The following is a 25,314-nucleotide window of genomic DNA, read 5'->3' as shown; positions in this document are numbered from 1 at the left end:
CTCATGAGCGATATCTGGACTCAGCTGTCTTCGCCTTTGGGCCGAATTTTCCTGATACTTCTGATCGCAGGAGCGTTCGCCTTCTTGGCGAATGTCACTTACGACTTCGGTGCGTTACTTCACGAAATATTCTGCCCCACACATGGAATGGTATTCTCATGAAACTTGGCCGTCTCAACCACATTGGCGTCGCAACGCCATCGATTGAGGAATCGATCTCCTATTATCGTGATGTCATGGGTGCGGGAAGAATACGCGATCCGTTCGAGATGGAGGAGCAGGGTGTAAAGGTCTGCTTCGTCGACACACCGGGCGAGAATGGGACTTTCGGAACGCAGATCGAATTGATCGAGCCGCTTGGCGAAGACTCGCCCATCCATGGTTTTCTCGCGAAGAACCCGGCAGGCGGGCAGCATCACCTGTGCTACGAAGTCGAGGACATCGACGAAGCGCGCAGCTGGTTCGAAGGGCTGGGCAAGCGTATTCTCGGGCCTACGCGCATAGGTGCGCATGGCTCGCCAATCTTCTTTCTGCATCCCAAAGACATGATGGGTCAGCTGACCGAAATCATGGAAGCGCCCAAGGACGACACGCACTGGTCGAACTGACCGGCGTGTAGAGAGAGGATTACCATGCTTTTCTACGACAGCCCGAATCCCGCGCCAAATCCGCGCCGCGTGCGCATCTTCGCCGCCGAAAAGGGTATTGATCTTTCATCGAAGGAAGTGTCGATCCCCAAGCGCGAACAGAAAGCGCCAGAATACGTGGCCAAGAACCCCAGAGGCCAAACGCCAATTCTGGAGCTCGACGACGGAACAGTGATCGCCGAAAGCGTAGCGATCATGCGGTACCTAGAAGCAGAACAGCCCGATCCGCCGCTATTTGGAACCACGGCACGTGAAATTGCCGAAATAGAAATGTGGAATCGCCGCGTTGAGATGATCCTTATGCCAGCCATTGCTGCGGTTTGGGTTCACACGCACCCTTTCACCGCGACGATTCCTGGCCGAAACGCCGAATGGGGAGAGTCCAACCGACCACGGGTTGCGGAAGGTATGCGCTTTTTCGATGGATCGCTCGAGGGACGCGAATATCTGGCTGGGAGTGCTTTCTCTGCTGCCGACATTCTCTTGCTGACGACTGTCGATTTCGCAAAATTCATCGGTCTCGAAATGCCGAGCGAATGTGCAAATCTTCTCCGATGGCACGAACGCGTCTCCGCCCGGCCAAGCGCTTCAGCCTGAGTTCCGCACGGCGCGGCAAAGGGCTTGCGCGCCATATCGTTCGCAGCCAAGACCGGTTGCTAAACGCAACGTTCGGGAGAGACGCGTGACCTACGAAACCATCATCGTCGAAAAGGACGGGCCGCTTACCACCATCACGCTAAATCGGCCTGATCGGCTGAATGCGATGGCACCGCAGATGGCGGACGAACTTAGCGAGGCTCTCTACGACTTGGGCGACAGCCGTGCTGTGCTGATCACCGGGGCAGGCAAGGGTTTTTGCTCTGGTGCCGACCTCGCAGCGCGGGGGGAGCGTAGTGCCTTGAACAGCAAGGGCGGAAGTCACCGGGCTTTGCAGAACCATTACAACCCGGCAATCAACATGGTCCTGCGCGCGCCGGTTCCGGTTATATGTGCGGTAAATGGTCCTGCGGCCGGCGTAGGATGCAGCCTCGCGTTGGCTGGCGATTTCGTACTTGCCGGGAAAAGTGCCTATTTCCTTCAGGCCTTCGTCAACATCGGCCTTGTGCCGGATGGCGGATCGACTTGGCTTCTTGCGCGCGCAATAGGTCGTGCACGTGCCACCCGCATGATGATGCTGGGCGAAAAGATCGGTGCTGATCAAGCAGAGGATTGGGGCCTGATCTACAAGGCATGCGAAGACGATGCTCTAATGGAAGAGGCGAGGGCGCTCGCCATGAAGCTCGCCAATGGTCCCACGCTTGCCTATGCAACGATGAAGCGTAATATTGCGACCGCACTCGATGGCAGCATCACGGAAGTCCTTCTGGCCGAAGCCGAAGGCCAACGTCTGGCGGGCGCCAGCAAGGATGCGATGGAGGGCGGTATGGCCTTCCTGGAAAAGCGCAAACCGGCATTCAAGGGCGAGTAATTCGCCCGCCGGTCCTTCCCCTGTGCATACGATTGTGTTTAGGGACCCCGCATGACCGACAAGCCGACTTATGAAGACTGGAAGCCCCTCGCCGACAAGGAAGTAAAGGGGCGCGATCTGACCTGGCATACGCCCGAAGGCATCGCCGTTAAGCCGCTTTACACAAGTGAGGACACCGCCGATCTCGACCCCGGGGTGCCCGGTATCGCGCCGTTCACGCGCGGCCCCTACGCCTCGATGTACACCGGGCGTCCTTGGACAATCCGGCAGTATGCGGGCTTCTCCACCGCGGAGGAATCGAACGCCTTCTATCGCCGCAATCTTGCCGCGGGGCAGAAGGGGCTGAGCGTTGCTTTCGACCTCGCGACGCATCGCGGGTACGACAGCGATCACCCCCGCGTGGTCGGCGATGTCGGCAAGGCTGGCGTCGCGATCGACACCGTTCGTGACATGGAAATCCTGTTCGACCAGATCCCGCTCGACACGATGAGCGTGTCGATGACGATGAACGGCGCAGTGATCCCGGTTCTTGCGTTCTACATTGTCGCGGCAGAGCGTCAGGGCGTCAGCCAGGAAAAGCTTTCGGGGACCATCCAGAACGACATTCTCAAGGAGTTCATGGTCCGCAACACCTACATCTACCCGCCCGAACCGAGCATGCGGATCGTCTCGGATATCATCGCATATACATCCGCCAATATGCCGAAATTCAACAGCATTTCGATCTCGGGCTATCACATGCACGAGGCTGGCGCGACGGCGGTGCAGGAACTCGCCTTCACCATCGCTGACGGCAAGGAATACGCCAAGCGTGCGATGGAAGCGGGGCTGGATATCGACGCCTTCGCACCACGCCTGTCCTTCTTCTGGGGCATCGGCATGAACTTCTTCATGGAAGTCGCCAAGATGCGTGCCGGCCGCGCGCTTTGGCATGAAGTAATGGAAGGGTTGGGGGCGAAGTCCGAAAAATCGAAAATGCTGCGCACGCACTGCCAGACCAGTGGCGTAAGCTTGCAGGAGCAGGATCCTTACAACAACGTCATCCGCACCACGATCGAGGCGATGGCCGCGGTTCTGGGCGGCACGCAGTCGCTGCACACGAACGCGCTCGACGAGGCGATTGCGCTGCCGACTGATTTCAGTGCCCGTATCGCGCGTAACACGCAGCTGGTGATCCAGGAAGAAAGCGGCATTACCAATGTCGCGGATCCGCTGGGCGGTAGCTACTATGTCGAAAGCCTCACGGCCGCCCTGCTCGAGCAGGCGCGCACGTTGCTCACGGAAGTCGAAGCGGCGGGTGGGATGACCGAATATGTCGCCAGCGGTAAGCCAAAGGCGCAGATTGAGGAAGCGGCTGCGGCCAAGCAGGCCTCCGTCGACCGGGGCGAGACCGTCATCGTCGGTGTAAACAAATACCGCCGTGACAAGGAAGACGAGATCGATACGCTCGATGTCGACAACCATGCCGTGCGTCGCAGCCAGATTGCGCGGCTGGAGAAAGTACGCGCGGATCGGGATGAATTCGCGTGTAAGGCCGCGCTCGATGCGCTCGCCAGAGGGGCGGCGCAGCGACAGGGCAATCTGCTTGGCCTGGCGGTTGAAGCGGCCCGCCACGATGCGACGCTCGGCGAAATATCCGCTGCGATGGAAGACGCCTATGGGCGCTATGACACCATGCCCAAGCCTGTGCGCGGGGTATATTCTGCGGCCTATGCTGAAGATGATCGTTATGCGCAGGTTGTCGAAGGCGTGAAGGCGGTCGAACGGCGCCTCGGCCGTGCGCCAAAGCTGATGGTTGCCAAGATGGGCCAGGATGGTCACGATCGCGGTGCTAACGTCATTGCCAGCGCCTTTGCCGACATGGGCTTCGAAGTGGTATCGGGCCCGCTATTCCAGACGCCTGCGGAAGCAATGGATCTTGCACTGGAAAACGAAGTCGATGCGATCGGCGCCAGCAGCCTTGCGGCAGGCCATAAGACACTCATTCCCGAACTGATCGACCTGCTGAAGGAAGCTGGCCGCGCCGACATCAAGGTGATCGCCGGCGGCGTTATCCCGCAAAAAGATTACGAATTCCTCCGCGATGCTGGAGTGCAGGGTATCTACGGCCCTGGCAGCAACGTGGTCGAATGCGCGGCGGATGTGCTGCGCCTGCTGGGGCACAACATGCCGCCTGCGGGCGAGGATCTGGACGAGGCGGCGGAGTGATAACCCTCAATTCGTCAATGCGAGTAACGCGAAGCAATCTGGGGCGCTGGTCTATGGATTGCGGGGTGGCCCTCCGGGCCGTCTTCGACTCTGCGGGCGGTTTCTCGCGATGACGAGGGACGGTGGCAGACTGTGGGCTGGGCTGAGACTAACGCTCAAGCTCTCGCTCGGCTCTATCGCCGTCATGATCCTCGCGATCATTCATTTCTACGCCATCTTCTTCCTACCTGCAATTAGCTACAGGACGCTTGGACCGAACTTGGAATGGCCGACAATTGGCGTTGTGTTTGTATCCTTTCTGATTTCGACAACCTTTGCCATTAACGTGATAGTGAAGCTCAAAGTATGACCCAAATCCGCACCGACTGGACCCGCGAGGAAATCGCTGGCCTGTTCGACCTTCCTTTCACCGAGCTGCTGTTCCGCGCAGCTTCGGTTCACCGCGAGAACCACCCACCCGAACAAGTTCAGCTCTGCACGCTGCTCTCCATCAAGACCGGCGGATGCCCGGAGGACTGCGGCTATTGCTCCCAGTCGGTGAAGGCCGATAGTGGGGTCGAGGCGACCAAGCTGATGGACGTGCGCGCCGTGCTGCAATCGGCAGCGCAGGCGAAGGATGCGGGCAGCCAGCGCTTCTGCATGGGTGCGGCCTGGCGCAATCCCAAGGACCGCGACATGCCTGCCATCGTCGAGATCGTGAAGGGTGTGCGCGATATGGGTCTCGAAACCTGCATGACGCTCGGTATGCTCACGCCAAAACAGGCGGAGATGCTCAAGGAAGCGGGCCTCGACTACTACAATCATAATGTCGACACGGGCCCGGAATACTACGAGCGTGTGATATCCAGTCGCAAGTATGAGGACCGTCTCGATACCCTGCAGAACGTGCGCGATGCGGGGATCAACGTGTGCAGCGGTGGGATCGTCGGCATGGGCGAAACGCGCGAGGATCGCGTCGGCTTCGTCCACACGCTCGCTACGCTCGAACGCCATCCCGAAAGCGTGCCGGTCAATGCGCTGGTGCCGGTCAAGGGTACGGTGCTGGGTGACATGCTGGCTGACACGCCACTCGCCAAGATCGACGATATCGAATTCGTCCGCACCGTTGCCGTGGCACGCATCTGTATGCCGATGAGCATGGTACGTCTTAGCGCCGGTCGCGAGTCCATGTCGGATGCCACCCAAGCCCTTTGCTTCCTCGCGGGCGCGAACTCTATTTTTACCGGCGACAAATTGCTGACCGCGCCCAATGCCGGCGACGACAGCGACGGCGCCCTCTTCGCCAAGCTTGGTCTGACCCCGCTTTTGCAGGAAGAGCCGATGCGGACGCGCCCCGTCATGGAACCGGCTGAGTGATCTTCGCCGCTCTTTTCTTGCTGGCTCAAGCGCCTGACGCGGTGGCGGAGTGTACGGACCCCACTACACAAGGGGAGATGAATGCGTGCGCCAAGCAGGATTTCGACCGTGCCGACGCTGAACTGAATGCTGTGTGGAAGAAGGTACGCGGCTGGGCGAAAAACGCCGATGCGAAATTGGACAGAGGTGATGGGCAATCGGGCTACGCAGAAAGCCTGCTCGCCGCCCAGCGAGCATGGTTGACCTACCGCGATGCCCATTGCCGTTTGGTGAGCTTCGATGCGCGCGGTGGCTCGATGCAACCGCTCCTGATTAATAACTGCCTGGCTGAACTGACAGAGAATCGCACTGCTGAGCTGCGCGAACTTCTCGTCAATCAGGTTTCGGGCGAGCCCAAGACTTTACCGGAGACTTAGCGTGTTCAAGAAAATTCTAATCGCCAATCGCGGTGAAATCGCTTGCCGGGTCATCAAGACCGCGCGCCGGATGGGTATCGCAACCGTGGCCGTTTATTCTGATGCAGATGCGCGTTCACCTTTCGTGAAAATGGCGGATGAAGCGGTGCACATTGGTCCCGCGCAAGCCTCCGAAAGCTATCTCGTCGCGGACAAGATCATCGCCGCCTGTAAGCAGACTGGCGCAGAGGCCGTACATCCGGGTTATGGCTTCCTGTCGGAACGAGCGAGTTTCGTGGAAGCCTTGGCGAAAGAAAACATCGCATTCATCGGCCCGCCTGCCGAAGCCATTGCCGCGATGGGCGACAAAATCGAAAGCAAGAAAATCGCTCAAGAGGCGGGGGTCAACACCGTGCCCGGTTCAGGCGGCGCCATTGCCGATACGGCAGAGGCGCTCGAATGGGCGAACCGGATCGGCTATCCGGTAATGATGAAGGCCAGCGCTGGCGGCGGCGGCAAGGGCATGCGCCTCGCGTGGAACGATCAGGATGTGAAGGATGGCTTCGAAGCGACACAGCGCGAAGGACTGAACAGCTTCGGCGACGACCGCGTCTTCATCGAGAAATTTATCGAAGACCCGCGTCACATCGAAATCCAGATCCTCGGCGATCAGCACGGCAATGTGATCTACCTCAACGAACGGGAATGTTCGATCCAGCGCCGCCATCAGAAGGTGGTCGAAGAAGCCCCGTCGCCCTTCGTCACGCCGAAGATGCGCAAGGCCATGGGCGAACAGTGCGTCGCGCTGTCCAAGGCCGTTGGTTATTACAGTGCGGGTACGGTAGAACTCATTGTTTCGGGCGCGGACAAGTCGGGCGAAAGCTTCTACTTCCTCGAAATGAACACTCGCCTTCAGGTGGAACATCCCGTTACCGAGGCGATCACGGGCGTCGACCTGGTCGAGCAGATGATCCGTGTTGCCGCGGGCGAAAAGCTCGAACTGACGCAGGGTGACGTGAAGATCGACGGTTGGGCGATAGAGAACCGGGTCTATGCAGAAGATCCGTACCGCGGCTTCCTGCCATCCACCGGCCGCCTCGTGCGCTATCACCCACCGGTAGAGCCCTGGGCTGACGATGGCTCGGAAAACGGGCGCCGCGGCGTCGACGGCGTTCGAGTGGACGATGGGGTGTTCGAAGGCGGTGAGGTTTCGATGTTCTACGACCCCATGATTGCAAAGCTGGTTACCTGGGGCGAAACGCGCGACGACGCTGCCGATCTCCAGATTGCCGCTCTAGATGCGTTCAGGATCGAAGGCTTGGGCCACAATGTCGATTTCCTCAGCGCGATCATGCAGCATCCGCGTTTCCGGTCGGGCGAATTGACCACCGGCTTCATCGCGGAAGAATATCCCGATGGTTTCGAAGGCGCTCCGGCCGATGATCGTCTGACGAGCGTACTCGCAGCCGTGGGCGGGGTGATCGCTACGGCGGATGCCGACCGGGCACGGCGCATCGAAGGGCAGTTGTCGGACGATCTCTATGCTCCGGGTGACTGGACCATTCGTATCGGCGAGCGCGAAGAGGGTTCGACGAGTCACGACGTACGGCTGGAGGAAAACGCGCTGACGGTCGATGGAGAGCAAGTCACGATCGAGATGCAGTATACGCCGGGCGAGCGAATGGTGGATGTGGCGCTGTTTGAAAACGGCGCGGGCGAAGATGCCGAGCCGATCCAAAGCTACACATTTCAGTTGAAGCCGACGCGTACCGGTTATGCCGTGACAACTCGCGGGGCCACGCATCATTTGCGGATCCTGCAAACACGTATCGCCCATCTCGCATCGCATATGATCGAGAAGACTCCGCCGGACCTTTCCAAGATGTTGATCTGCCCCATGCCGGGCCTGCTGGTGAAGCTGCATGTTGGCGAGGGGGATGAAGTCCAACCCGGCCAGCCGCTTGCGACAGTGGAAGCGATGAAAATGGAGAACATCCTGCGGGCTGAAAAGCAGGCTACAATCGGCAAGATCAATGCCGAAGAAGGTGATAGCCTCGCCGTGGATGAAGTCATACTCGAACTGGAATAGGTCTTAGCCCGCGAAGGGCTTCAAGCCTTTCGCGGGTCAGATCGCCCTTATCAAAGCATCGATCTTGCTCATTTTACGAGCGGCATGGATTTTTAGGTTAACGGCCTTCCAGCAATCGCCCAACTGACCGATACTATGTTCCTTCGAGTCGCTTCTGAACGCAATTACAGGAGCATCAAATGGCACAGCGGGGCACAGGGTTTTTCGATCGCAAGGGGCAGTATTTCAAGACTCCCGAAGAAGCGACGGTGAGCGATCTAGCCGGGATTCTCGGGAAAATAGGCGATGGTGAAAGCCTCGCTCCGGGCATTGCTCACACCATCCTTCAACGGCGTAGCGAAATCGAACGATTGCTGGCCGAGCACGATTCGATGATGGCTGATTACCAGCCGATCGCTTCGGGCAGGATCATGCGGCTCGAGCCTCGGGCGGGCTAGCCAAGCTCCTCCTGCGAAAACTCCGCGCTCGCGTCACGAGAGCGCGACGTTCTCCGGTTCGGCGTCGCGCATCAGGCGCGGTGCGAGCAGTAGCTTGAACAGGAGGAAGACAGCGCCCGCTGTCGCGGCAAAGCCCATGTGCATCAGCCAGAACTGCGTGATCGGCATCGTCTCGAACCAGCCCCCGACGTAACCGACAATGGAATTTCCGGCGAAGAAGGACAGGTAATACAGGCCGATTACGGTCGCATTGATCTGCTTTGGTGCAAGGCGGGCGAACAGTGCAAGGCTGACCGGCAACATGTGCGCAAAGCCGATGGCGTTCACGATGTGAAACATGACCGGCCAGAAAAGGCCGATCTTCTCGCCCGGCGGTGTGGTGGCGGCGGCAAGATAGAGGCAGGCCATCCCGCCAATGGAGAATAACGATCCGATGATGATCTTCGTCAGTTCGTCCGGCTCCGTCCACTTGGTTTTCCACCAGCGATAGAACCCCGCGACGATGGCAAGGAAACTGACCGATACGATCGCGTCGAGTGACACCAGCCAGCTGGTAGGAAGCTTCTCGCCGCCCCAGTAAAGGGCAAACTGCTGATCCCCCCATACCAGATAGGCATTGAAGATCTGATTATTCGGCACGATGGCGAGCGCGAGGACGGGGATGAGAAGAATAAGAGCTGATGTCGCCAGCCAGTCTTGCCGCGTCATCGGTTCGCGCGGTTTCTTATCCGTTTTCGCTGCAGCCTTGCCGGGAACATCAAAATGCTCCTTGAGCAGATATTTCTGACCCGCGAGATAGATTGCGAGGCCGATCAGCATGCCAATGCCCGCCGCGCCGAACCCCCAGTGCCAGCCAACTTTTTCACCCAGTGTTCCAACGATGAAGGGGGAGGCGATCACACCGGCGTTGATGCCGAGATAGAAGATCTGGAATGCATCGGCCCGCCTGAGGTCGCCCGGTGAGTAAAGGCTGCCGACCTGGCTTGCGATATTGCCCTTGAACAGCCCCGAACCAACGATCAGGCAAAGCAAAGCCAGCAGGAACGTCACGTTGAATGCCATCAGGAAATGGCCCAGCGCCATGATGATCGCACCAAGCAGCACGGTACGCCTCTTTCCCAGTATTCTATCGGCGATCCAGCCGCCGAAAATGGGCGTGAGATAGACGCTCGCGGCATATGTGCCAAAGATGGCGCTGGCGAAGGGTTGGCCGTCGATTCCGCCATACAGCGCGCGAAGCTGCTCGATCCCGGCAACGCTGCCGACCTCTCCCGGTTTGAGAAGGAAATTGACCATGTAGAGCACGAGCAGCGTTTGCATGCCGTAATAGGAAAACCGCTCCCACGCTTCTGTGAAGGCGAGGTAGCCAAGACCTTTGGGATGTCCGAGGAAACTGCGATCCTCGGGGTCGTACAGTCGGAGTTCGGGAGTCGCTTCGGCGACGGTCATGCGCGCATCCTCACCTGCAAGAGGCCGCCGGGATAGCGGCGCACCCCAATTGTGTCGCGCGATTTTGAAAGTCGTTCGTAGAAAATTGCTGCGCGTTCGACACGCAGCATTGCGCCTGCTCAGTGAGCTTGAAGCTGCTCGTCGAGAAAGGCTGCCACGTCCTCCAGTTGGACCTCGCGATCAAGAAATGCAGACCCGATGCCGCGCAAAAGGATGAAGGGCAGGATGCCTGCATCCATCTTCTTGTCATGCTGCATGTGATCGGCAAGATCGCCGCCGCTGCATGCCAGTTCTAGCGCGGATATTTCCGCGGGCAGGCCCGCCGCATCGACTGCATGTGTGACGCGTTCGGCGTCCTGGTTGCGCATCAGACCGCACCGCGCAGAATATCGCGCCGCCAGCACCATGCCCAGCGCCACCGCCTCTCCATGGAGAAGCTTGTCGGAAAATCCCGTCTCGGCTTCCAGGGCATGGCCGAAGGTGTGGCCCAGATTGAGCAGGGCTCGTGCGCCGCTCGTCTCCTGCTCATCCTCGGCAACGATACGCGCCTTGGCCGAAACACTTCTCGCCACGGCGTGCTCTAATGGCGCTTGCTCCATTCCCAAGACCGCATCGCCATGCTCCTCCAGCCAATCGAAAAAACCGCGATCGCCAAGGACGCCGTATTTGAGAACTTCGGCATATCCGGCGCGCATCTCGCGCTGGGGGAGGGTGGAGAGGGTATCGAGGTCGGCAAGCACCAGGGATGGCTGGTGAAAGGCTCCGACCAGATTTTTTCCTGCAGGTGTATTGATCGCCGTTTTCCCTCCAACCGAACTATCGACCTGCGATAACAGTGTGGTCGGAAGCTGGACGAAGCCGCAGCCGCGTTTGAGAATGGCGCACGCAAAGCCCGTCAGGTCACCGACGACCCCGCCGCCCAGTGCAAAGACGTGATCTCCGCGCTCGACATTTTGCGCCAGGAGCCAGTCTGTAAGACGGGCAAGGCTGTCCCAGCTTTTCGAGGCTTCGCCGGGGGCGACATCAAACCAGCGCGGTTCGATTCCTGCCAACTCCAGCGAGCGCGAGACCGCATCGCCCCAGTTCGCACGAGCATTGATATCAGCCACAATGCAGACGTGGCGCTTGCGAAGAAACGGCTCTGCTTCGGTCGCGATGCTTTGAAGCAGGCCATGGCCCACCCGAACCTCATATTCCCGGCCTGCCAGTTCGACGGGGATTATAGCCATGCGTCGATTGCCTCCAGAATGCGCTCCGCCGTTTCGGCGTGGGGTCCGTTATTGGTCAGCACATGGATCGGCGCTTCGGCATAGGCCGCGCTGCGCTGATCCTTCAATTTGGCGAGTATCTCGCGAGGGTCGCCCGTCCGCAGCAGAGGGCGGTCGTTGCGCCGCGAGGTTCGCTCGACCAGCGTGTCGACATCGCAATCCAGCCACACCGCAATAGCCTGCCCCAGAATTATTCCCCGCGTTTCGGGATCGACGAATGCGCCGCCACCCGTTGCGATTACGCCGTGGGCTTCGCCCATGAGCCGTGCAATCACGCGCCGCTCGCCATCGCGGAAATAGGCTTCCCCATGTGTTTCGAAAATCTCGCTGATGGTGCGATTGGCGGCGCGTTCTATCTCTTCGTCGACATCTATGAAATCTGTGCCGAGAATGGCAGCGAGTCGGCGTCCGACCGTAGATTTGCCCACACCCATAAGGCCGACTAGCACGACCGGCCGGTCTATCCGCCGGGCAATGCCGCCGATCTCGGCAGGGGTGAGGCTGATCGCATGGGTCATTGCCGCCGTGCCTAGAACTGGGCTAGGGCGCGGGCAAGGTATCAGCACTTGGAGCGGGACGCGAAAAACTTGGCTATGAGCGGCAGGAAGGTTGGCGGCGTATTGGCTGTGCTGTTCGTGGCGTTGCTGATCGCAGCGTTGATCGACGGCGGCGAGGAACCGTTACACCCCATCGAACAGACGATCGATGTGCCGGAGGCGGCACGATGAAATCGGCATGGTTGATTGGCGGCGCAGCGCTCGCGCTGACGTCTGCAATGGTCTGGGCCCAGGAAGCGCCGGTTGATTTGCTGCCGCCTGGTTTCGATGATCCTGCGCCGAGCCCAAGTCCTGCCCCGGCACCGCAGCCGAGCCGTGCACCGGCACCGACCCAGGGCAGTACCCCGCAGCCGACGGCAACCCAATCTGGAGAGATCGTCCAGCCCCTGCCAGTGGAAGCGGCGCCATCGGGCGCGAATCTGGACTTGTCGGATCTGCCAACGCTGCAGGAACTTGAAGACATGTCGACCGATGAGCTCGACGAATTCCTCGGCCTCAAGCCCAAGTTCGATATTCCGCCCGCGGCCCGTCGCTCTATGGAGCGTGTAGGCGTTCTGAGTGCGGGCGAGGGCGGTCTTCCTTCGGCCTCGCTCGAAAAGCAGCCGGCGGGTCTGGTCCGGGCGGTGCTTGCCGGAACTACGCAGCCCATGGTTTCGCGCTGGGGCCATATCCTGCTTCGGCGGGCGCTGGCCAGCAGACTTGCTGCGCCCGAGGGGATGGATCCGGTCGAATTCGCGACTCTGCGGGTCAAGGTGCTTAACGCGATGGGCGAATATGTGGTCGCTCGCGCTTTGGTGCAGGATATCGACACAGGCAATTATTCGCCGGCACTCACCAATGCGGCGGTGGAAGCGTATATCGGAAGTGCCGATGTCGTGGGTGCCTGCCCCGCGGTTCAACTCGTCCAGACAAATCGTGACGATACCGAATGGCAGATGCTTGCGGGGATCTGCAATGCCTATGCAGGCGAAACAACGCGGGCACAGAACGATCTTCGCCGCCTGCTGAATCGCACTCAGGACGATCGCATCGATGTACTTTTCGCGCAGCGCTTTGCAGGTGCGGCTGGGCGCGGTCGTCGCGCCGTTACCATCGAATGGGACGACATCAATTCCCTGACGCCTTGGCGGTTCACCATGGCAAATACGCTTGGCGAGACGATCCCGGATAACTTGCTCGACCGGGCCAGTCCCCAGCTTCTGAGCATTGCCGCCATCACCCCGGCACTCACGCCTGCACAGCGCGCAGCCGTTGCCGACGTTGCCGGAACGAGCGGAATTCTATCTTCTGCAGCGATGGTCGATCTGTATAGCCAGCTTTACGCGCAGGACGGCGTGGCGGGCCCCGCGGCGCAGACCGCGTCGAGCCTGCGCGAAGCCTACGTCGGCACCAGCCCGGTGCAGCGCATCGGTGCGATCAGGGACATATGGTCAAGTGGTGGCGATTATTCTTACGGTCGCATGGTTCTGACCGCCTACGCTGCCGCGCGTATCCCTCCGAGCAGCGTTTTCAGCGAAGACGCCGGCGGGCTCATCGCGTCCATGCTCGCTGCCGGGCTCGACAGAGATGCGGTTCGCTGGTCCGGCGAAGTCGATGGCGGAAGTCAGGCTTGGGCATTGCTTGCCCTTGCTGCGCCCAACAGTTCCACTGGTGTAAGCAGCGGCGATATCGACAGCTTTATCGATGATGATAGCTCGTCGGGGCAGCGCAAATCGCGCATGCTGGTCGCCGGGCTGGCCGGGTTGGATAAAATCGGCGAGGGCTCGCTGGATCAGTATGATGGGCGCCTCGGTGTGAATATAACGGCAGAAAGTCGCTGGACCCGCATGATTGATCAGGCTGCCGCAGTGAACAATCGCGCTCTTGTCGCCATGCTTGCGGGCCTCGGAATGCAGGGTGCAAGCTGGGATCGCATGACGGCCCGCCATCTCTATCACATCGTATCCGCCTTGCGGCGCGTGGGACTGGGCGCCGAAGCCAGGATGATCGCCGCGGAGGCCGTGGCGCGCGCCTGATGTGAGCGCGATTCCCGATTTCCTCGCCATGCTTGCTGCCGAACGGGGCGCGGCGCGCAATACGATTCTCGCTTATGGCCGTGACCTGGAGCAGGCCGAGGAACTGATCGGTTCGAACCTGGACACGGCGAGTTCTGCCCAGCTCGCCAAACTCGGAGCAGGCTGGTCCGACCTTGCCCCCTCGACACTGGCGCGGAAGGTTTCGGCCTTGCGACAGTTTTTCGGCTTTCTGGTGGATGAGGGGTTGCGAGATGACGATCCGACCCATGCGTTGCCGCGACCCGCGACCCGCCGTCCTCTGCCGAAGATACTGTCTCACGAAGAGGTCGAATCGCTTTTCACGGCGGCAGAAGAAGCTGCGAAGGCAGATAGTCCCACCGCCGTGCGTCTGCTGACATTGCTGGAAATGTTGTACGGATCGGGCTTGCGGGCTACCGAGCTCGTGTCGCTACCCGTATCCGCGGTACCGCGCGATGCCCCTTTTCTTACCGTGATCGGCAAGGGTGGGCAGGCGCGGATGGTGCCCGTCAGCCACCGCGCGGACAAGGCCCTCAAGCGCTGGCTTGCCTTGCGCGATTCCAGTTCGAGATGGCTGTTTCCCTCGCGCACCGGCCACCTTTCTCGAGTGCGCCTGTTCCAGATCCTGAAGGATTTGGCCGTTCGTGCCGATCTGCCCCCCGAAAAGCTGAGTCCTCACGTCTTGCGCCATGCCTTTGCAACGCATTTGCTTGAGGGCGGGGCGGACCTTCGCGCACTGCAGACATTGCTGGGCCACTCCGATATTTCGACCACCCAAATCTATACGCATGTCGATGCTGCGCGGCTCGTCAGGCTTGTCAACGAAAGGCACCCGCTTGCACGCGGGCGTCGTTCGGACTAGCGCACGGCCATGATTTCCTACCTCGAATTCGAGAAACCCGTCGCCGAACTGGAACAGCGCATCGCAGAACTGCGCAGCGCAGCCGATGGCGACGATGTCGATATCTCTACCGAGCTCCACCGTCTGGAGCAGAAGAGCGCCGATCTGTTGGCGAGCACGTACGAATCGCTCAGCCCCTGGCAAAAGACGCAGGTCGCCAGGCATCCCTCACGCCCTCATTTCCGTGATTACGTCGAACAGGCTTTCGAGGATTTCGTGCCGCTCGGGGGCGATCGTAATTATGGTGACGACGAAGCCATTCTCGGCGGCTTCGCCAAGCTCAATGGACGCAAGATCATCCTGATCGGCCATGAAAAGGGCAACGATACGGCCAGCCGCATCCGTCACAATTTCGGGATGGGTAAACCGGAAGGCTATCGCAAGGCGATACGCCTCATGGAAATGGCCGGTCGTTTCGGACTGCCAGTGGTTACGCTCGTCGATACGTCGGGCGCGTTTCCTGGGGTCGAGGCGGAAGAACGCGGGCAGGCGGAAGCTATTGCCCGCTCGACGGAGGCGTGTCTCGCCTTGCCGGGCCCCATGGTGGCGGCAATCGTCGGCGAAGGCGGTTCGGGCGGCGCTGTCGCGCTGGCCAGCGCCGAACGTGTCCTGATGATGGAACATGCCGTATACTCGGTGATCTCACCCGAAGGCTGCGCATCGATTCTCTGGCGTACTGCAGAAAAGGCGCCCGACGCGGCAGAAGCGATGAAGGTCACCGCTCAGGATCTAAAAGGTCTCGGCGTGATTGACCGCATCGTCCCCGAACCGGTGGGCGGTGCGCACCGCGATCCCGTAGTCGCTGCCACATCTCTGGGTGCCGCGATCGCTGAAGAACTGGACATGTTGAGCGGTTACGCGCCGCATGAGCTCAAGCGTCAGCGCGAAGACCGTTTCCTGGCAATAGCTGGCTGATTTGCAGTCCGAGCGGCGGGAACAAAATTCCGCCCGTTCCGGTTCTCCTACCGTCAACGAACAACAGCGCGCGGGCGGATCATGCCGTCCCGCGCGTTCGTGTAAATCGGGGAGAATTCTTCATGTTACGCAAAAAATTTATCGCGGCGTCATCCGTCAGCGCTCTCGCACTCGCCTTGTCGGGTTGTGTTGGTGCCGGAAACATTCCCAGTGCATCGACGCCCATCACGCAGAGCGAAGCGCAAATGGGCGCCGAAGCACATCCGCAACTGCTCGCTGAATTCGGCGGTGCAATGACCGGCAGCCAAGCGCAATATGTCGAACAGGTCGGAAAAAACATCGCGGTCCATTCCGGCTTGGGGAATGCGCGCGAATCGTTCACGGTGTCTCTGCTGAACAGCCCGGTGAACAATGCCTTCGCCATTCCGGGCGGTTATATTTATACCACCCGGCAACTGGTTGCTCTCATGAACAACGAAGCCGAACTTGCCGGTGTTCTCGGGCATGAAGTCGGCCATGTGGCCGCCCGCCACTCGCAGCGCCGCCAGGCGGCCGCCCAGCAGAATTCTCTACTCGGTGCGGCAGGTGCAATCCTTTCGGGTATCCTGCTCGGTAACAGCGGCGTCGGACAACAGATCTCGCAGGGGATTCTCCAGGGCTCGCAATTGCTGACGCTGAAGTTCTCCCGCTCGCAGGAGTTGGAGGCTGACGGGCTCGGCATCCGCTATCTCAATCAGGCGGGCTACGATCCACGTGCCATGGCCAGCGTTCTGCAGAGCTTGGCGCTTCAGAACGCGCTCGACGCCAGGTTCCAGGGTCGCGGGAACGCGAGCATCCCAGAATGGGCATCGACCCACCCGGACCCGGCGAGCCGGGTGCAGAGTGCTCTTGCGACAGCGCAGGCTTCTGGCGCGGCAGGTGGGGTCACCAATCGCGATACCTTCCTCACGCGCATCGATGGCATTACCTATGGTGATGATCCGTCGCAGGGTGTGGTCGAAGGGCGCCAGTTCATCCATCCCGAACTGCGGCTCGCATTTACTGCGCCACAGGGCTTTCTTATGGTGAACGGCTCCGACGCCGTCACGATCAATGGTCAGAGTGGGCAAGCGCAATTTACGATGGCGCCGTACAGCGGCAACCTCGACAGTTATGTTACAAGCGTTTTTTCGCGTCTCAGCCAGCAGCAACAGATCCGACCGCAGTCGATTCAGAAAACGACCGTCAACGGTCTTCCCGCGGCTTACGGCAGCGCGCGTGTGAATTCAGGGAATGGACAGGTCGATGTGACGGTGTTCGCCTATCAATTTGCCAATGATCGGGCTTATCATTTCCTCGCCATCACCCCGGCTGGCGGGACTTCAAGCTTCAACGAAATGTTCGGATCAATGCGGCGTATCGATGCGCAGGCAGCAGCCAATGTGATCCCGCGTGTGATCGACGTGGTAACCGTCGGCAGCGGAGATACGATCAATTCGCTGGCTAGCCGGATGGCCTATAGCGACAATCGGGTAGAACGGTTCCGTGTTCTCAACGGGCTGACTTCAAACGAAGGAATCAGCGCAGGGCAGAAGGTCAAGCTCGTGGTTCGCGGGCGTTGAATACCAGTTTCATAGTCGCGTAGATAAAAGGGGCGACGGACCGAAGCCGGCCGCCCGCTTTCAAGGTAAATGAGCTATTTGCTTACACAGAACCGCTCATCGAGGTCGAAACCTTATTGAAGGTCGAGCTAAGGTTCGTGCCGAGGCTGCTCATGGCAGTGATTGCAGCAACTGCGATAAGTGCAGCGATCAGGCCGTATTCGATTGCGGTTGCGCCTTCTTCATTGCGGCGCAGCTTGCGGAAAAACTTCATGTGTCGTCTCCTGGTTCAGTCTTCGTACCCGGCTCGTTCCAATGTCATGGTGCGAGCAACTTGCTTCTTGCACGGCAGTGGTTGAAAAAATCCTAACTGCACGAGCATCTTTTTGCTCTCGTCAAACCCCAGTCGAAGCGAGAATGGTGTCACTGATCAAGTTCCACATTCCGATGACTTCTTGCCCGAAAGTCTGCACTGCCCCGACCATGGCGAGGAAGATGAGAGCGAGGATCAGCCCATATTCGACTGCAGTGGCACCCCGCGTGTCGCGTCCCAGATCTTTAAGGAATTCGACCATTACCAGATGCCCCCATCCGTCACTTGTCCAAGCTGACCGCTCGTGACTACTTTTAGTCAGGTTAAAAAAGGGTTGAGGGCAGCACCGACTTTGGAAAAAATCCCGACATGGATCTGCGTGGCCGCATTGGCGCTGCAGGACGATAGAGGGCGCTGGCTCATGCATCGTCGGCCTCTCCATAAACATCATGGCGGCCTGTGGGAGTTTCCTGGCGGCAAGGTGGAACCTGGTGAACGCCCGCGTGAGGCTCTCGTCAGGGAAATACAGGAAGAGCTAGGACTGTCGCTTGCGCCGCACGCCGTTCAGCCTGTCGCATTCGCCGAAGAGAATGAAACTGGGAGCGCGAAGCCGATTGTCATAATGCTTTACAGTTCGGCTTGGGACGGCAGTCCGGTCGGGGCCCTCGAAGGCGGCGAAATTGCCTGGTTCAGGCCGCACGCGATCGATTTGCTGCCAAAACCCCCACTCGATATCGAACTATCTCGAAGGTTGTTCGAAAAAGGGTGATTTAGGGATTGCCAAGACTCTGGAGCCTGCCTATGTGGCGCCCTCCAAGCGCGCCCGTAGCTCAGCTGGATAGAGCACCAGACTACGAATCTGGGGGTCAGAGGTTCGAATCCTTTCGGGCGCGCCAATTTCCAAAAGCCCGCCTCTTTGCCGAGGCGGGCTTTTCGATTCCCGGCTAGTCGGCCTGGTCTTCGAGCCGGTGCATGTCTTCGTCGCTGTAGCCGAAATGGTGGCCCGCCTCGTGCACGACTACGTGGCGAACGAGGTCTTCCATCCTCACCCCCGTTGCACGCCATTCCGCGATCAACGGTTCGCGAAAGAGCCAGATGCGCGGCGGCATCCTTCCGCTTTCCCAGATCGATCGGTCGGGCAGGGGCTCTCCTTGGTACAGTCCGGACAATTGCCAGCGATCGTCGAGATTCACGGACTCAAGCTGTTCGGGCGTCGCAAAGTCCTCGACCTCGAGAACGACGTCGCTCAGTTGACTGCGGAACTCTGCGGGAAGGCCGGCAAAGGCCGCCTCCGCCATGATCTGCATCTGCTCTCTCGAAGGGGCCGGTCGGTCATGCATGGTGACATGGATATGATTGCGCCGCAGGATCGGTTCAAGGCAGGAACCGCAATGCGTGTAACCTGTTCAGGTTTCGAAGGAGATTGATTTCATGGCTACCGCCACCGAAATTTTCGAACGACTGAAGCAGGATCACGACAAGCATAGGGAACTTCTCGACAAGCTGCTCGAGACCAGCGGCGACAGCGATGATCGTGAAACGCTGTTCGAGGAGCTGACCAAGGAACTCAAATCTCATGCCGCCGCCGAAGAGCAAGCCTTGTATTCGACGATGCTCAGAAAGCCGCCGACAACGGACGAAACCCGTCACTCGGTTGCCGAACATCACGAAATAGAGGAAGCGCTGAACGATCTCGCAGCCACCGACATGTCGTCGGGCGGCTGGCTGACGAAATTCAAAACGTTCGATCATGACTATCGCCATCACATCGATGAAGAGGAAGAAGATCATTTCCCGGATTTTGCGAAATATCTCGACGATAAGGATATGGAGCACATGGAACGGGTCTTCGAGCGTCGTAAGAAAGAAGAGAAGGCGGAAGCCGAGGTGACTCCTGAGAAGAAGGAAGACGCCAAGGAATAGGGGGATCGGGGGGTAGTGAGCAAAAACGAAGAGCCGGATCCGAGCCGTATCTCGCGGCTCGATCCTTCGGTCGAACCGGGCGTCTGGCGCTACGCTAAGGCATCTCGCGCCAGCGTCATCATCGATGCGGCGGATTATTTCGCTTTCATGCAGGAAGCCATGCTTGGCTCGCGCCGTCGCATCCTTCTCATCGGATGGGATTTCGATACCCGCATTCATCTCGAACGCGGGCGCCGGTGGTGGCAGCGCACCTGGAAGCGCGGTTATCCTTCAAGGCTCGGCAGTTTCATTGCCTGGCTCGCGCGGCACCGTAAACAGCTCGACATACGGCTTCTGAAGTGGAGCGTCGGCGCCTTGTCCACGATCGGTCGGGCCTCGATGTGGTGGGATCTCGCTCGCTGGGTTCGCCACCGGCAAATCAGCTTCAAGTTCGATACGGCGCATCCGATCGGCTGCACCCATCACCAGAAGATCGCGGTTCTGGACAACAAGGTCGCCGTGTGCGGCGGTATCGACATGACCGACAAGCGCTGGGACACGCGCGACCACAAGGAACACGATCCGCGGCGCAAGACTCCTCGCGGAACCGATTACGGCCCGTGGCACGATGTCAGCATGATGATGGAGGGCGACGTTGCCAAGGCTTTGGCCGATCTCGGCGGTGACCGCTGGATATGCGCCGGGGGCAATCAGTTGCCGGACGTCGAGGATGGACCGGGCAATCCCTGGCCAAATGCCCTGACCGCGCAGTTCGAAGATGTGGAAATCGGCATCGCCCGAACCCGCGCCGCCTATCGCGATTGGGACAAGGTCGACGAGATCGCGCAGCTCTATCTCAAGCATATCGCGGGCGCCAAACGGTTCATCTACGCCGAAAGCCAGTATTTCGCTTCACGCGTGATCGCCGAAGCGATCATCGAGCGGCTGCAGGAAGACGATCCGCCAGAAATCGTGATCGTCCATCCGCGTCATGCCGATGGCTGGCTGGAACAGCAGGCCATGGACCATGCCCGTGCCGAGCTTGTCAGATCGATCGAGGAGGCTGACACCAAGGGCCGTTTCTCGCTCTGGTCACCCTTTAGCGGCGAAACGCCAATTTATGTTCATGCAAAACTGATGGTCATCGACGACCAGATCCTGCGGATCGGATCGGCCAATCTCAACAATCGCTCGATGGGGCTCGATAGCGAATGCGATGTATTCATCGATTCAACCCGTCCCGGCAACGAACATGCCGCCGATAATATTGCCGCCCTGCGCTATTCTCTCTTGGCCGAGCACTGCGGTCTGGAAGAAGCCGACATGCCCGAACTGCTAAGCCGGCACGGATCGATGATTGGCCTGATCGAGGATTCCCAAGGCAACAAGGGGCGCACTCTGGAGCGTTATCGCCCGCCCGACCTCAACGATGTCGAAGAAACGCTGGCCCGCAGCGCCTTGCTCGATCCTGAGGACCCCGACGACATGTTCGAGCCATTTGCAAAGGGCGGTCTTTTCCGCAAGGGGAGCAGGCTTTCGCGGTTTCGCGACAAGGTCAGGAGGTACAGGGGAAAGTGAGTAGCCTAGTTGGACCCGACGAGGACGATCCGCGCGCAAAGCCGCCGGTGCCCCAGCATGTCCAGGATGCCATCCGCACTCTTATCGAGTGGACCGGAGACGATCCCTCTCGCGAAGGCCTGCTCGATACACCCAAGCGTGTGGCGAGGGCATGGAAAGAATACTGCGTCGGCTACGAAGAAGACCCGGCGCAGCACCTAGGCCGCGTGTTCGAGGAAGTGGGCGGTTACAACGAAATCGTCCTGCTCAAGGATATTCCGTTTCAGTCGCACTGCGAACATCACATGGCCCCGATCATCGGCAAGGCCGCCATTGCGTATCTGCCCAACGATCGGGTGGTCGGCATTTCGAAGCTTGCGCGTGTCCTTCACGGTTTCGCGCGCCGGCTTCAGGTGCAGGAACGGCTCACGGCCGAAGTCGCGGACTGCATCTGGGATAATCTTCAGCCTCAGGGCGTCGCCGTGGTCATCGACGCGCAGCACAGTTGCATGACCGCTCGCGGGGTCCGTACCCCAGGCGTGGGAATGGTGACCAGCCGCATGATGGGTACCTTTCTCGACGACCACCGCAGCCGCGAAGAAGTGCTCAAGCTCATGGGGTATGGGTAGCGATTGGCAGGCAGCCCCTTACCGCTAAGCGTCTTTAAACTTGCCGATCGCATGGAGATCCTGTCGACGCCGGTGATCTATTCGGCTTCTGCGATGACCAGACGCAAGGGACCCTCATAAAAGGGTCGGCTTCGCCAGTGTCCGTATTGCTTATCCCACTGACCATTCGCCAGATCTTGCGACAACCTGTCGACGAACTGCTGGACGAGGGATTGTGGCACGAGGCTCCAACTCGAACATGCGAGCCGGGCACCTTCTTCTAGGAAAGCTTCCGGTCGGCCGTAATAAGCTTCGTTGAACCCGTCGGCGCATTCCAGCGGGATAGGTACTGGCTCTACCGTAACGGTCCCGCCAAGAGCCGCCTCGATGCGCTCTAGCGGAGGGAAACGGCGTGCTTCGATCTCGCGGACCTGTGGGATGTAGTCGCTTAGCCAGTAATCCATCATCATTGCAGGATCGCACACCAAAAGGACGACCGGACCCCGAGTGACCCGGCGCATTTCCGCAAGACCTTTCTCCAGATTGGACCATTGATGCACTGTCACGGACGCCATTGACGCATCGAAGCTGTCGTCTTCAAACGGGAGGCTCTCTGCCACCGCGTCGATGGCAACTGCCAGATGGGACGGCCTCTGGGCCCTCATGGCTGCCGACGGTTCTACTGCCGTTACATCGCAATCCGTCGGCTCGTAGGAACCGGCGCCTGCGCCGACATTCAATACCGTCTGCGCATCGCCAAGGGCACGGCGTATCTGCAATGCAATTGCGGGTTCGGGCCGACGGTAGTGACTGTAAGTCCCCCCGATCCTTCCGTAGTCGACATCGCCCGCACTGCCATCTGATAGTCTTGCCTGGCTCATGACCTCTCCGGTTCTTCCGCTGCGACTTGTAAAAGCTCTCCTGAAATTAATGAAGCCAGCAGGTGGCAGCGCCGATGTTGCTTCCTTGCTTCAAACGACTTTCCTATAGGATCGATATCTGCTCCAGACTGGAAGATGTCCAAACGACCTGCCCATAAAGCGCGCCGTCGACCGCCATTCTTCCATCCCGCCATGCCAAGGACGCGCACCGACGGCTGGAGCGTTTCGCGCCAATGCGAATTCCTGGTGCAGCTATATGTCGCTGGTTCGGTCGGCATTGCGGCACAGCGCGTCGGAATGACACGGGTTTCTGCCTATCGGCTCCGCGATCGTGCTGATGGCGCTGGGTTCGCCTTTGCCTGGGACCATGTGCTCACGCCGCCAGGCACGGGGCACATGGCCCGCCCGAAACCGGATTGGCGAAAGGTGACAAATGAAGAGCTGATCCGCCGCGCGGAAGAGGGGCTGGTCTAGCCGGTCGTCTATCGCGGAGCAATGGTCGGTATTCGCTGGAAACCCGACATTTCCGCGGCGTTGCGACTGATACGGAGGTCGGCGGGGGCGCCAATACGCAAAAGGGCGAGACCACCGGTCCCGCCCTTCCACGAGTTTTTAAAACAGCCCCGGTCGGTGTAAACCGGATGCCGTCGATGGACCTAGAGTTGGCCGAGCATATGTTCGGCGCTCGAAACCGAGAAGTCGCCGGGTTGTTCGACATTGAGCTGCGTCACGACGCCGTCGTCGACGACCATCGAATAGCGCTGCCCGCGTTTGCCCAGGCCGAAGCCGGAACCGTCCATGGTCAGTCCGACCGCTTCGGCGAAATCGCCATTGCCGTCGGCCAGCATGGTGATGTCGTTCGAACCGGAAGCATTGTTCCATGCGCCCATGACGAAGGCATCGTTAACCGCTGTCGCAACGATTTCATCGACGCCCTTCGACTTCAGCTCGTCGGCCTTTTCGACATAGCCCGGCAGATGGCGCGCCGAGCAAGTTGGCGTGAATGCTCCGGGGACCGAGAAGAGGGCGACTTTCTTGCCCTTGAAATACTCAGCCGCATTGACCTGTTCAGGGCCGTTCTCGGTCGCTTTGACCAAGGTTACATCGGGCAGTTTGTCGCCCACTGAAATCGTCATGTTGGAAACTCCGTCTGTCCCATCCTTGGCGCGAGGTAGGACCGTGGCCCGTGCGGCGCAAGTTCTGCCGTATAGTAAATCGGGACTGCGCTGCGACGGGGGGCGCAGCATTGCCCTCGCGGCGGCAAGTGGCTAGGGGCGGGGCCAATAGAACGACCGGGATTTTCTTTGCGGTCGCCAATTCCAAAGCCGAGGATTTTTTCGTGACTGATTTTACCGATTACGTCGTCAAGGACATTGCACTGGCCGAATATGGCCGCGCCGAAATCGCCATTGCCGAAACCGAAATGCCGGGCCTCATGGCCCTGCGCGAAGAATATGCGCAAAAGCCGCTCAAGGGCGCGCGCATCACCGGCTCGCTGCACATGACCATCCAGACGGCCGTCCTGATCGAAACGCTCGTGGCGCTGGGCGCAGATGTGCGCTGGGCGACCTGCAACATCTATTCGACGCAGGATCACGCTGCCGCGGCAATTGCCGCACAGGACATTCCGGTTTTCGCGATCAAGGGTGAAAGCCTGGCGGATTACTGGGACTATGTCGGCAAGATCTTCGATTGGTCCACCGATGAAGACCAGGATCAGACTGCCAACATCATCCTCGACGATGGCGGCGATGCGACAATGTTCGCGCTGTGGGGTGCCCGCATCGAGGCAGGCGAGGAACTTCCCGAGCCGCAGAACGCCGAAGAAATCGAATTCCAGCGCGCGCTCAAAGCCTTCGTTGCCGCCAAGCCTGGCTACCTGACCAATTCGGTCAAGAACATCGTCGGCGTTTCGGAAGAAACGACTACGGGCGTTCACCGTCTCTATCACCTTGCCAAACAAGGCAAACTGCCATTCCCGGCCATCAATGTGAACGACAGCGTCACCAAGTCGAAGTTCGACAACCTTTATGGCTGCCGCGAATCGCTGGTTGATGCGATCCGCCGCGCCACCGACGTCATGCTTTCAGGCAAGGTTGCCTGCGTTGCTGGCTTCGGCGATGTCGGCAAGGGCTCGGCCCAGTCCCTCCGCAATGGCGGTGCGCGCGTCCTCGTTACCGAAATCGATCCGATCTGTGCACTGCAGGCCGCGATGGACGGTTTCGAAGTCGTCACGATGGAAGAAGCGGTGAAGGTCGCCGACATCTTCTGCACGGCGACAGGCAACGAGCATGTGATCACTGCCGAACACATGAAGGCGATGAAGAACATGGCAATCGTGTGCAACATCGGCCACTTCGATAGCGAGATCCAGATTTCGGCGCTCGACAATTACGAGTGGAACGAACTCAAGCCGGGCACCGATCTCGTGAAGTTCCCCGACGGCAAGGAAATCATCGTCCTTGGCAAGGGTCGCCTCGTGAACCTCGCTTGCGCGACTGGCCACCCGAGCTTCGTGATGAGCTTCAGCTTCACCAATCAGACGCTGGCCCAGATCGAATTGTGGACCAAGGGCGAAGACTACAAGAACGACGTCTACGTGCTGCCCAAGCATCTCGACGAAAAGGTCGCCGCGCTCCACCTCGACAAGCTCGGTGTGAAGCTTACTCAGCTCAGCCAGAAGCAGGCGGATTACATCGGCGTCCCTGTCGAAGGGCCGTTCAAGCCGGAACATTACCGCTACTGATTGT

27 protein-coding genes and 1 tRNA gene are annotated in these 25,314 nt (G+C 59.6%); 20 read left to right on the top strand and 8 right to left on the bottom strand.

Features of this window, described 5'->3' with window-relative positions:
* Positions 1–158: 158 nt before the first annotated feature.
* From mce to K3177_RS05890, 8 genes are all read left to right on the top strand, one after another.
* Positions 159–608, top strand: a complete 450-nt coding sequence (mce, locus tag K3177_RS05925) for a methylmalonyl-CoA epimerase (RefSeq protein ID WP_221597553.1) — start codon at positions 159–161, stop codon at positions 606–608.
* Between the two features lie 24 nt (positions 609–632).
* The gene (locus K3177_RS05920) at positions 633–1,244 is read left to right on the top strand and encodes a glutathione S-transferase family protein (RefSeq protein ID WP_221597552.1); all 612 of its coding nucleotides are present in this window, start codon (positions 633–635) and stop codon (positions 1,242–1,244) included.
* A gap of 85 nt (positions 1,245–1,329) precedes the next feature.
* On the top strand, positions 1,330–2,115 hold the full coding sequence (locus tag K3177_RS05915) for an enoyl-CoA hydratase-related protein (RefSeq protein WP_221597551.1): 786 nt from the start codon (positions 1,330–1,332) through the stop codon (positions 2,113–2,115).
* Positions 2,116–2,166: 51 nt separating this feature from the next.
* Entirely contained in the window at positions 2,167–4,323 is a 2,157-nt protein-coding gene (gene scpA, locus K3177_RS05910; RefSeq protein ID WP_221597550.1) for a methylmalonyl-CoA mutase, read from the top strand.
* 345 nt (positions 4,324–4,668) lie between these two features.
* On the top strand, positions 4,669–5,679 hold the full coding sequence (bioB, locus tag K3177_RS05905) for a biotin synthase BioB (protein ID WP_221597549.1): 1,011 nt from the start codon (positions 4,669–4,671) through the stop codon (positions 5,677–5,679).
* Positions 5,676–6,095 (top strand): lysozyme inhibitor LprI family protein, encoded by a 420-nt coding sequence (locus K3177_RS05900; protein ID WP_221597548.1) that lies wholly within the window; start codon positions 5,676–5,678, stop codon positions 6,093–6,095. Before bioB ends, K3177_RS05900 begins: the two co-directional genes overlap by 4 nt.
* A gap of 1 nt (position 6,096) precedes the next feature.
* Positions 6,097–8,163: an acetyl-CoA carboxylase biotin carboxylase subunit gene (locus tag K3177_RS05895; protein ID WP_221597547.1), complete on the top strand. Its 2,067-nt coding sequence runs from the start codon at positions 6,097–6,099 to the stop codon at positions 8,161–8,163.
* A 179-nt stretch (positions 8,164–8,342) separates the two neighbouring features.
* A complete protein-coding gene (locus K3177_RS05890) occupies positions 8,343–8,600 on the top strand; it encodes a hypothetical protein (protein WP_103023289.1) in 258 nt (85 codons plus the stop codon).
* Positions 8,601–8,633: 33 nt separating this feature from the next.
* Here K3177_RS05890 and K3177_RS05885 read toward each other — a convergent pair whose 3' ends face one another.
* The 3 genes from K3177_RS05885 to K3177_RS05875 form a co-directional block, all read right to left on the bottom strand.
* Positions 8,634–10,049 carry a peptide MFS transporter gene (locus tag K3177_RS05885; protein ID WP_221597546.1) on the bottom strand — a complete coding sequence of 472 codons (1,416 nt, stop codon included), beginning with the start codon at positions 10,047–10,049 and terminating at the stop codon, positions 8,634–8,636.
* 119 nt (positions 10,050–10,168) lie between these two features.
* Entirely contained in the window at positions 10,169–11,278 is a 1,110-nt protein-coding gene (aroB, locus tag K3177_RS05880) for a 3-dehydroquinate synthase (protein WP_221597545.1), read from the bottom strand.
* A complete protein-coding gene (locus K3177_RS05875) occupies positions 11,269–11,835 on the bottom strand; it encodes a shikimate kinase (RefSeq protein WP_103023292.1) in 567 nt (188 codons plus the stop codon). The genes aroB and K3177_RS05875 overlap by 10 nt, the downstream gene beginning before the upstream one ends.
* A 75-nt stretch (positions 11,836–11,910) precedes the next feature.
* Here K3177_RS05875 and K3177_RS15440 point away from each other — a divergent pair, with 75 nt between their 5' ends.
* The 5 genes from K3177_RS15440 (at position 11,911) to K3177_RS05855 (ending at position 17,324) form a co-directional block, all read left to right on the top strand.
* A complete protein-coding gene (locus tag K3177_RS15440) occupies positions 11,911–12,045 on the top strand; it encodes a hypothetical protein (RefSeq protein WP_255407925.1) in 135 nt (44 codons plus the stop codon).
* Entirely contained in the window at positions 12,042–13,889 is a 1,848-nt protein-coding gene (locus tag K3177_RS05870; RefSeq protein ID WP_247714313.1) for a hypothetical protein, read from the top strand. The genes K3177_RS15440 and K3177_RS05870 overlap by 4 nt, the downstream gene beginning before the upstream one ends.
* Position 13,890: 1 nt before the next feature.
* Complete coding sequence (locus tag K3177_RS05865) at positions 13,891–14,769, top strand: tyrosine recombinase (RefSeq protein ID WP_221597544.1); 879 nt, start codon at positions 13,891–13,893, stop codon at positions 14,767–14,769.
* A 9-nt stretch (positions 14,770–14,778) separates the two neighbouring features.
* The gene (locus tag K3177_RS05860; RefSeq protein WP_221597543.1) at positions 14,779–15,723 is read left to right on the top strand and encodes an acetyl-CoA carboxylase carboxyltransferase subunit alpha; all 945 of its coding nucleotides are present in this window, start codon (positions 14,779–14,781) and stop codon (positions 15,721–15,723) included.
* A gap of 122 nt (positions 15,724–15,845) precedes the next feature.
* A complete protein-coding gene (locus K3177_RS05855) occupies positions 15,846–17,324 on the top strand; it encodes a M48 family metalloprotease (RefSeq protein WP_221597542.1) in 1,479 nt (492 codons plus the stop codon).
* Between the two features lie 82 nt (positions 17,325–17,406).
* Here K3177_RS05855 and K3177_RS05850 read toward each other — a convergent pair whose 3' ends face one another.
* Positions 17,407–17,577 carry a Flp family type IVb pilin gene (locus tag K3177_RS05850; protein ID WP_221597541.1) on the bottom strand — a complete coding sequence of 57 codons (171 nt, stop codon included), beginning with the start codon at positions 17,575–17,577 and terminating at the stop codon, positions 17,407–17,409.
* Positions 17,578–17,698: 121 nt separating this feature from the next.
* A complete protein-coding gene (locus K3177_RS05845; RefSeq protein ID WP_103023297.1) occupies positions 17,699–17,878 on the bottom strand; it encodes a Flp family type IVb pilin in 180 nt (59 codons plus the stop codon).
* 42 nt (positions 17,879–17,920) lie between these two features.
* Between K3177_RS05845 and K3177_RS05840 the strand changes: the two genes are divergently transcribed.
* On the top strand, positions 17,921–18,385 hold the full coding sequence (locus K3177_RS05840; RefSeq protein WP_345725360.1) for a (deoxy)nucleoside triphosphate pyrophosphohydrolase: 465 nt from the start codon (positions 17,921–17,923) through the stop codon (positions 18,383–18,385).
* 50 nt (positions 18,386–18,435) lie between these two features.
* A tRNA-Arg gene (locus K3177_RS05835) sits at positions 18,436–18,512 on the top strand.
* A gap of 48 nt (positions 18,513–18,560) precedes the next feature.
* On the opposite strand, the gene K3177_RS05830 is transcribed toward K3177_RS05835, so the two are convergent.
* Entirely contained in the window at positions 18,561–18,956 is a 396-nt protein-coding gene (locus tag K3177_RS05830) for a metallopeptidase family protein (protein ID WP_221597540.1), read from the bottom strand.
* Between the two features lie 91 nt (positions 18,957–19,047).
* Here K3177_RS05830 and K3177_RS05825 point away from each other — a divergent pair, with 91 nt between their 5' ends.
* Genes K3177_RS05825 through folE form a run of 3 tightly spaced genes read left to right on the top strand, consistent with a single transcriptional unit; the run spans position 19,048 to position 21,704 of the window.
* A complete protein-coding gene (locus K3177_RS05825; protein ID WP_103023299.1) occupies positions 19,048–19,539 on the top strand; it encodes a hemerythrin domain-containing protein in 492 nt (163 codons plus the stop codon).
* 15 nt (positions 19,540–19,554) lie between these two features.
* Positions 19,555–21,096: a phospholipase D-like domain-containing protein gene (locus tag K3177_RS05820; RefSeq protein ID WP_345725359.1), complete on the top strand. Its 1,542-nt coding sequence runs from the start codon at positions 19,555–19,557 to the stop codon at positions 21,094–21,096.
* Positions 21,093–21,704, top strand: coding sequence for a GTP cyclohydrolase I FolE (gene folE / locus K3177_RS05815; RefSeq protein WP_103023301.1), 612 nt, complete (start codon positions 21,093–21,095; stop codon positions 21,702–21,704). The genes K3177_RS05820 and folE overlap by 4 nt, the downstream gene beginning before the upstream one ends.
* Positions 21,705–21,781: 77 nt before the next feature.
* Here folE and K3177_RS05810 read toward each other — a convergent pair whose 3' ends face one another.
* Complete coding sequence (locus tag K3177_RS05810) at positions 21,782–22,564, bottom strand: class I SAM-dependent methyltransferase (protein ID WP_221597539.1); 783 nt, start codon at positions 22,562–22,564, stop codon at positions 21,782–21,784.
* Positions 22,565–22,699: 135 nt separating this feature from the next.
* Here K3177_RS05810 and K3177_RS05805 point away from each other — a divergent pair, with 135 nt between their 5' ends.
* Positions 22,700–23,038 (top strand): hypothetical protein, encoded by a 339-nt coding sequence (locus K3177_RS05805; protein ID WP_221597538.1) that lies wholly within the window; start codon positions 22,700–22,702, stop codon positions 23,036–23,038.
* 182 nt (positions 23,039–23,220) lie between these two features.
* On the opposite strand, the gene K3177_RS05800 is transcribed toward K3177_RS05805, so the two are convergent.
* On the bottom strand, positions 23,221–23,700 hold the full coding sequence (locus K3177_RS05800; protein ID WP_103023304.1) for a peroxiredoxin: 480 nt from the start codon (positions 23,698–23,700) through the stop codon (positions 23,221–23,223).
* A gap of 203 nt (positions 23,701–23,903) precedes the next feature.
* Between K3177_RS05800 and ahcY the strand changes: the two genes are divergently transcribed.
* Positions 23,904–25,310 carry an adenosylhomocysteinase gene (ahcY, locus tag K3177_RS05795; protein WP_196846323.1) on the top strand — a complete coding sequence of 469 codons (1,407 nt, stop codon included), beginning with the start codon at positions 23,904–23,906 and terminating at the stop codon, positions 25,308–25,310.
* Positions 25,311–25,314 lie beyond the last annotated feature (4 nt).

The sequence above is a fragment of the Qipengyuania pacifica genome (genome assembly GCF_019711555.1).
GTDB lineage: Bacteria > Pseudomonadota > Alphaproteobacteria > Sphingomonadales > Sphingomonadaceae > Qipengyuania > Qipengyuania pacifica.
This window is presented reverse-complemented; position numbering and strand designations above follow the sequence as displayed.

Excerpts from the sequence above, each read along its gene's own strand:
- mce (WP_221597553.1), top strand. The coding sequence starts at position 159 with ATGAAACTTGGCCGTCTCAACCACATTGGCGTCGCAACGCCATCGATT.
- K3177_RS05920 (WP_221597552.1), top strand. The coding sequence starts at position 633 with ATGCTTTTCTACGACAGCCCGAATCCCGCGCCAAATCCGCGCCGCGTG.
- scpA (WP_221597550.1), top strand. The coding sequence starts at position 2,167 with ATGACCGACAAGCCGACTTATGAAGACTGGAAGCCCCTCGCCGACAAG.
- bioB (WP_221597549.1), top strand. The coding sequence starts at position 4,669 with ATGACCCAAATCCGCACCGACTGGACCCGCGAGGAAATCGCTGGCCTG.
- K3177_RS05890 (WP_103023289.1), top strand. The coding sequence starts at position 8,343 with ATGGCACAGCGGGGCACAGGGTTTTTCGATCGCAAGGGGCAGTATTTC.
- K3177_RS05885 (WP_221597546.1), bottom strand. The coding sequence starts at position 10,049 with ATGACCGTCGCCGAAGCGACTCCCGAACTCCGACTGTACGACCCCGAG.
- aroB (WP_221597545.1), bottom strand. The coding sequence starts at position 11,278 with ATGGCTATAATCCCCGTCGAACTGGCAGGCCGGGAATATGAGGTTCGG.
- K3177_RS05875 (WP_103023292.1), bottom strand. The coding sequence starts at position 11,835 with ATGACCCATGCGATCAGCCTCACCCCTGCCGAGATCGGCGGCATTGCC.
- K3177_RS15440 (WP_255407925.1), top strand. The coding sequence starts at position 11,911 with ATGAGCGGCAGGAAGGTTGGCGGCGTATTGGCTGTGCTGTTCGTGGCG.
- K3177_RS05870 (WP_247714313.1), top strand. The coding sequence starts at position 12,042 with ATGAAATCGGCATGGTTGATTGGCGGCGCAGCGCTCGCGCTGACGTCT.
- K3177_RS05860 (WP_221597543.1), top strand. The coding sequence starts at position 14,779 with ATGATTTCCTACCTCGAATTCGAGAAACCCGTCGCCGAACTGGAACAG.
- K3177_RS05855 (WP_221597542.1), top strand. The coding sequence starts at position 15,846 with ATGTTACGCAAAAAATTTATCGCGGCGTCATCCGTCAGCGCTCTCGCA.
- K3177_RS05850 (WP_221597541.1), bottom strand. The coding sequence starts at position 17,577 with ATGAAGTTTTTCCGCAAGCTGCGCCGCAATGAAGAAGGCGCAACCGCA.
- K3177_RS05845 (WP_103023297.1), bottom strand. The coding sequence starts at position 17,878 with ATGGTCGAATTCCTTAAAGATCTGGGACGCGACACGCGGGGTGCCACT.
- K3177_RS05830 (WP_221597540.1), bottom strand. The coding sequence starts at position 18,956 with ATGCATGACCGACCGGCCCCTTCGAGAGAGCAGATGCAGATCATGGCG.
- K3177_RS05825 (WP_103023299.1), top strand. The coding sequence starts at position 19,048 with ATGGCTACCGCCACCGAAATTTTCGAACGACTGAAGCAGGATCACGAC.
- K3177_RS05810 (WP_221597539.1), bottom strand. The coding sequence starts at position 22,564 with ATGAGCCAGGCAAGACTATCAGATGGCAGTGCGGGCGATGTCGACTAC.
- K3177_RS05805 (WP_221597538.1), top strand. The coding sequence starts at position 22,700 with ATGTCCAAACGACCTGCCCATAAAGCGCGCCGTCGACCGCCATTCTTC.
- K3177_RS05800 (WP_103023304.1), bottom strand. The coding sequence starts at position 23,700 with ATGACGATTTCAGTGGGCGACAAACTGCCCGATGTAACCTTGGTCAAA.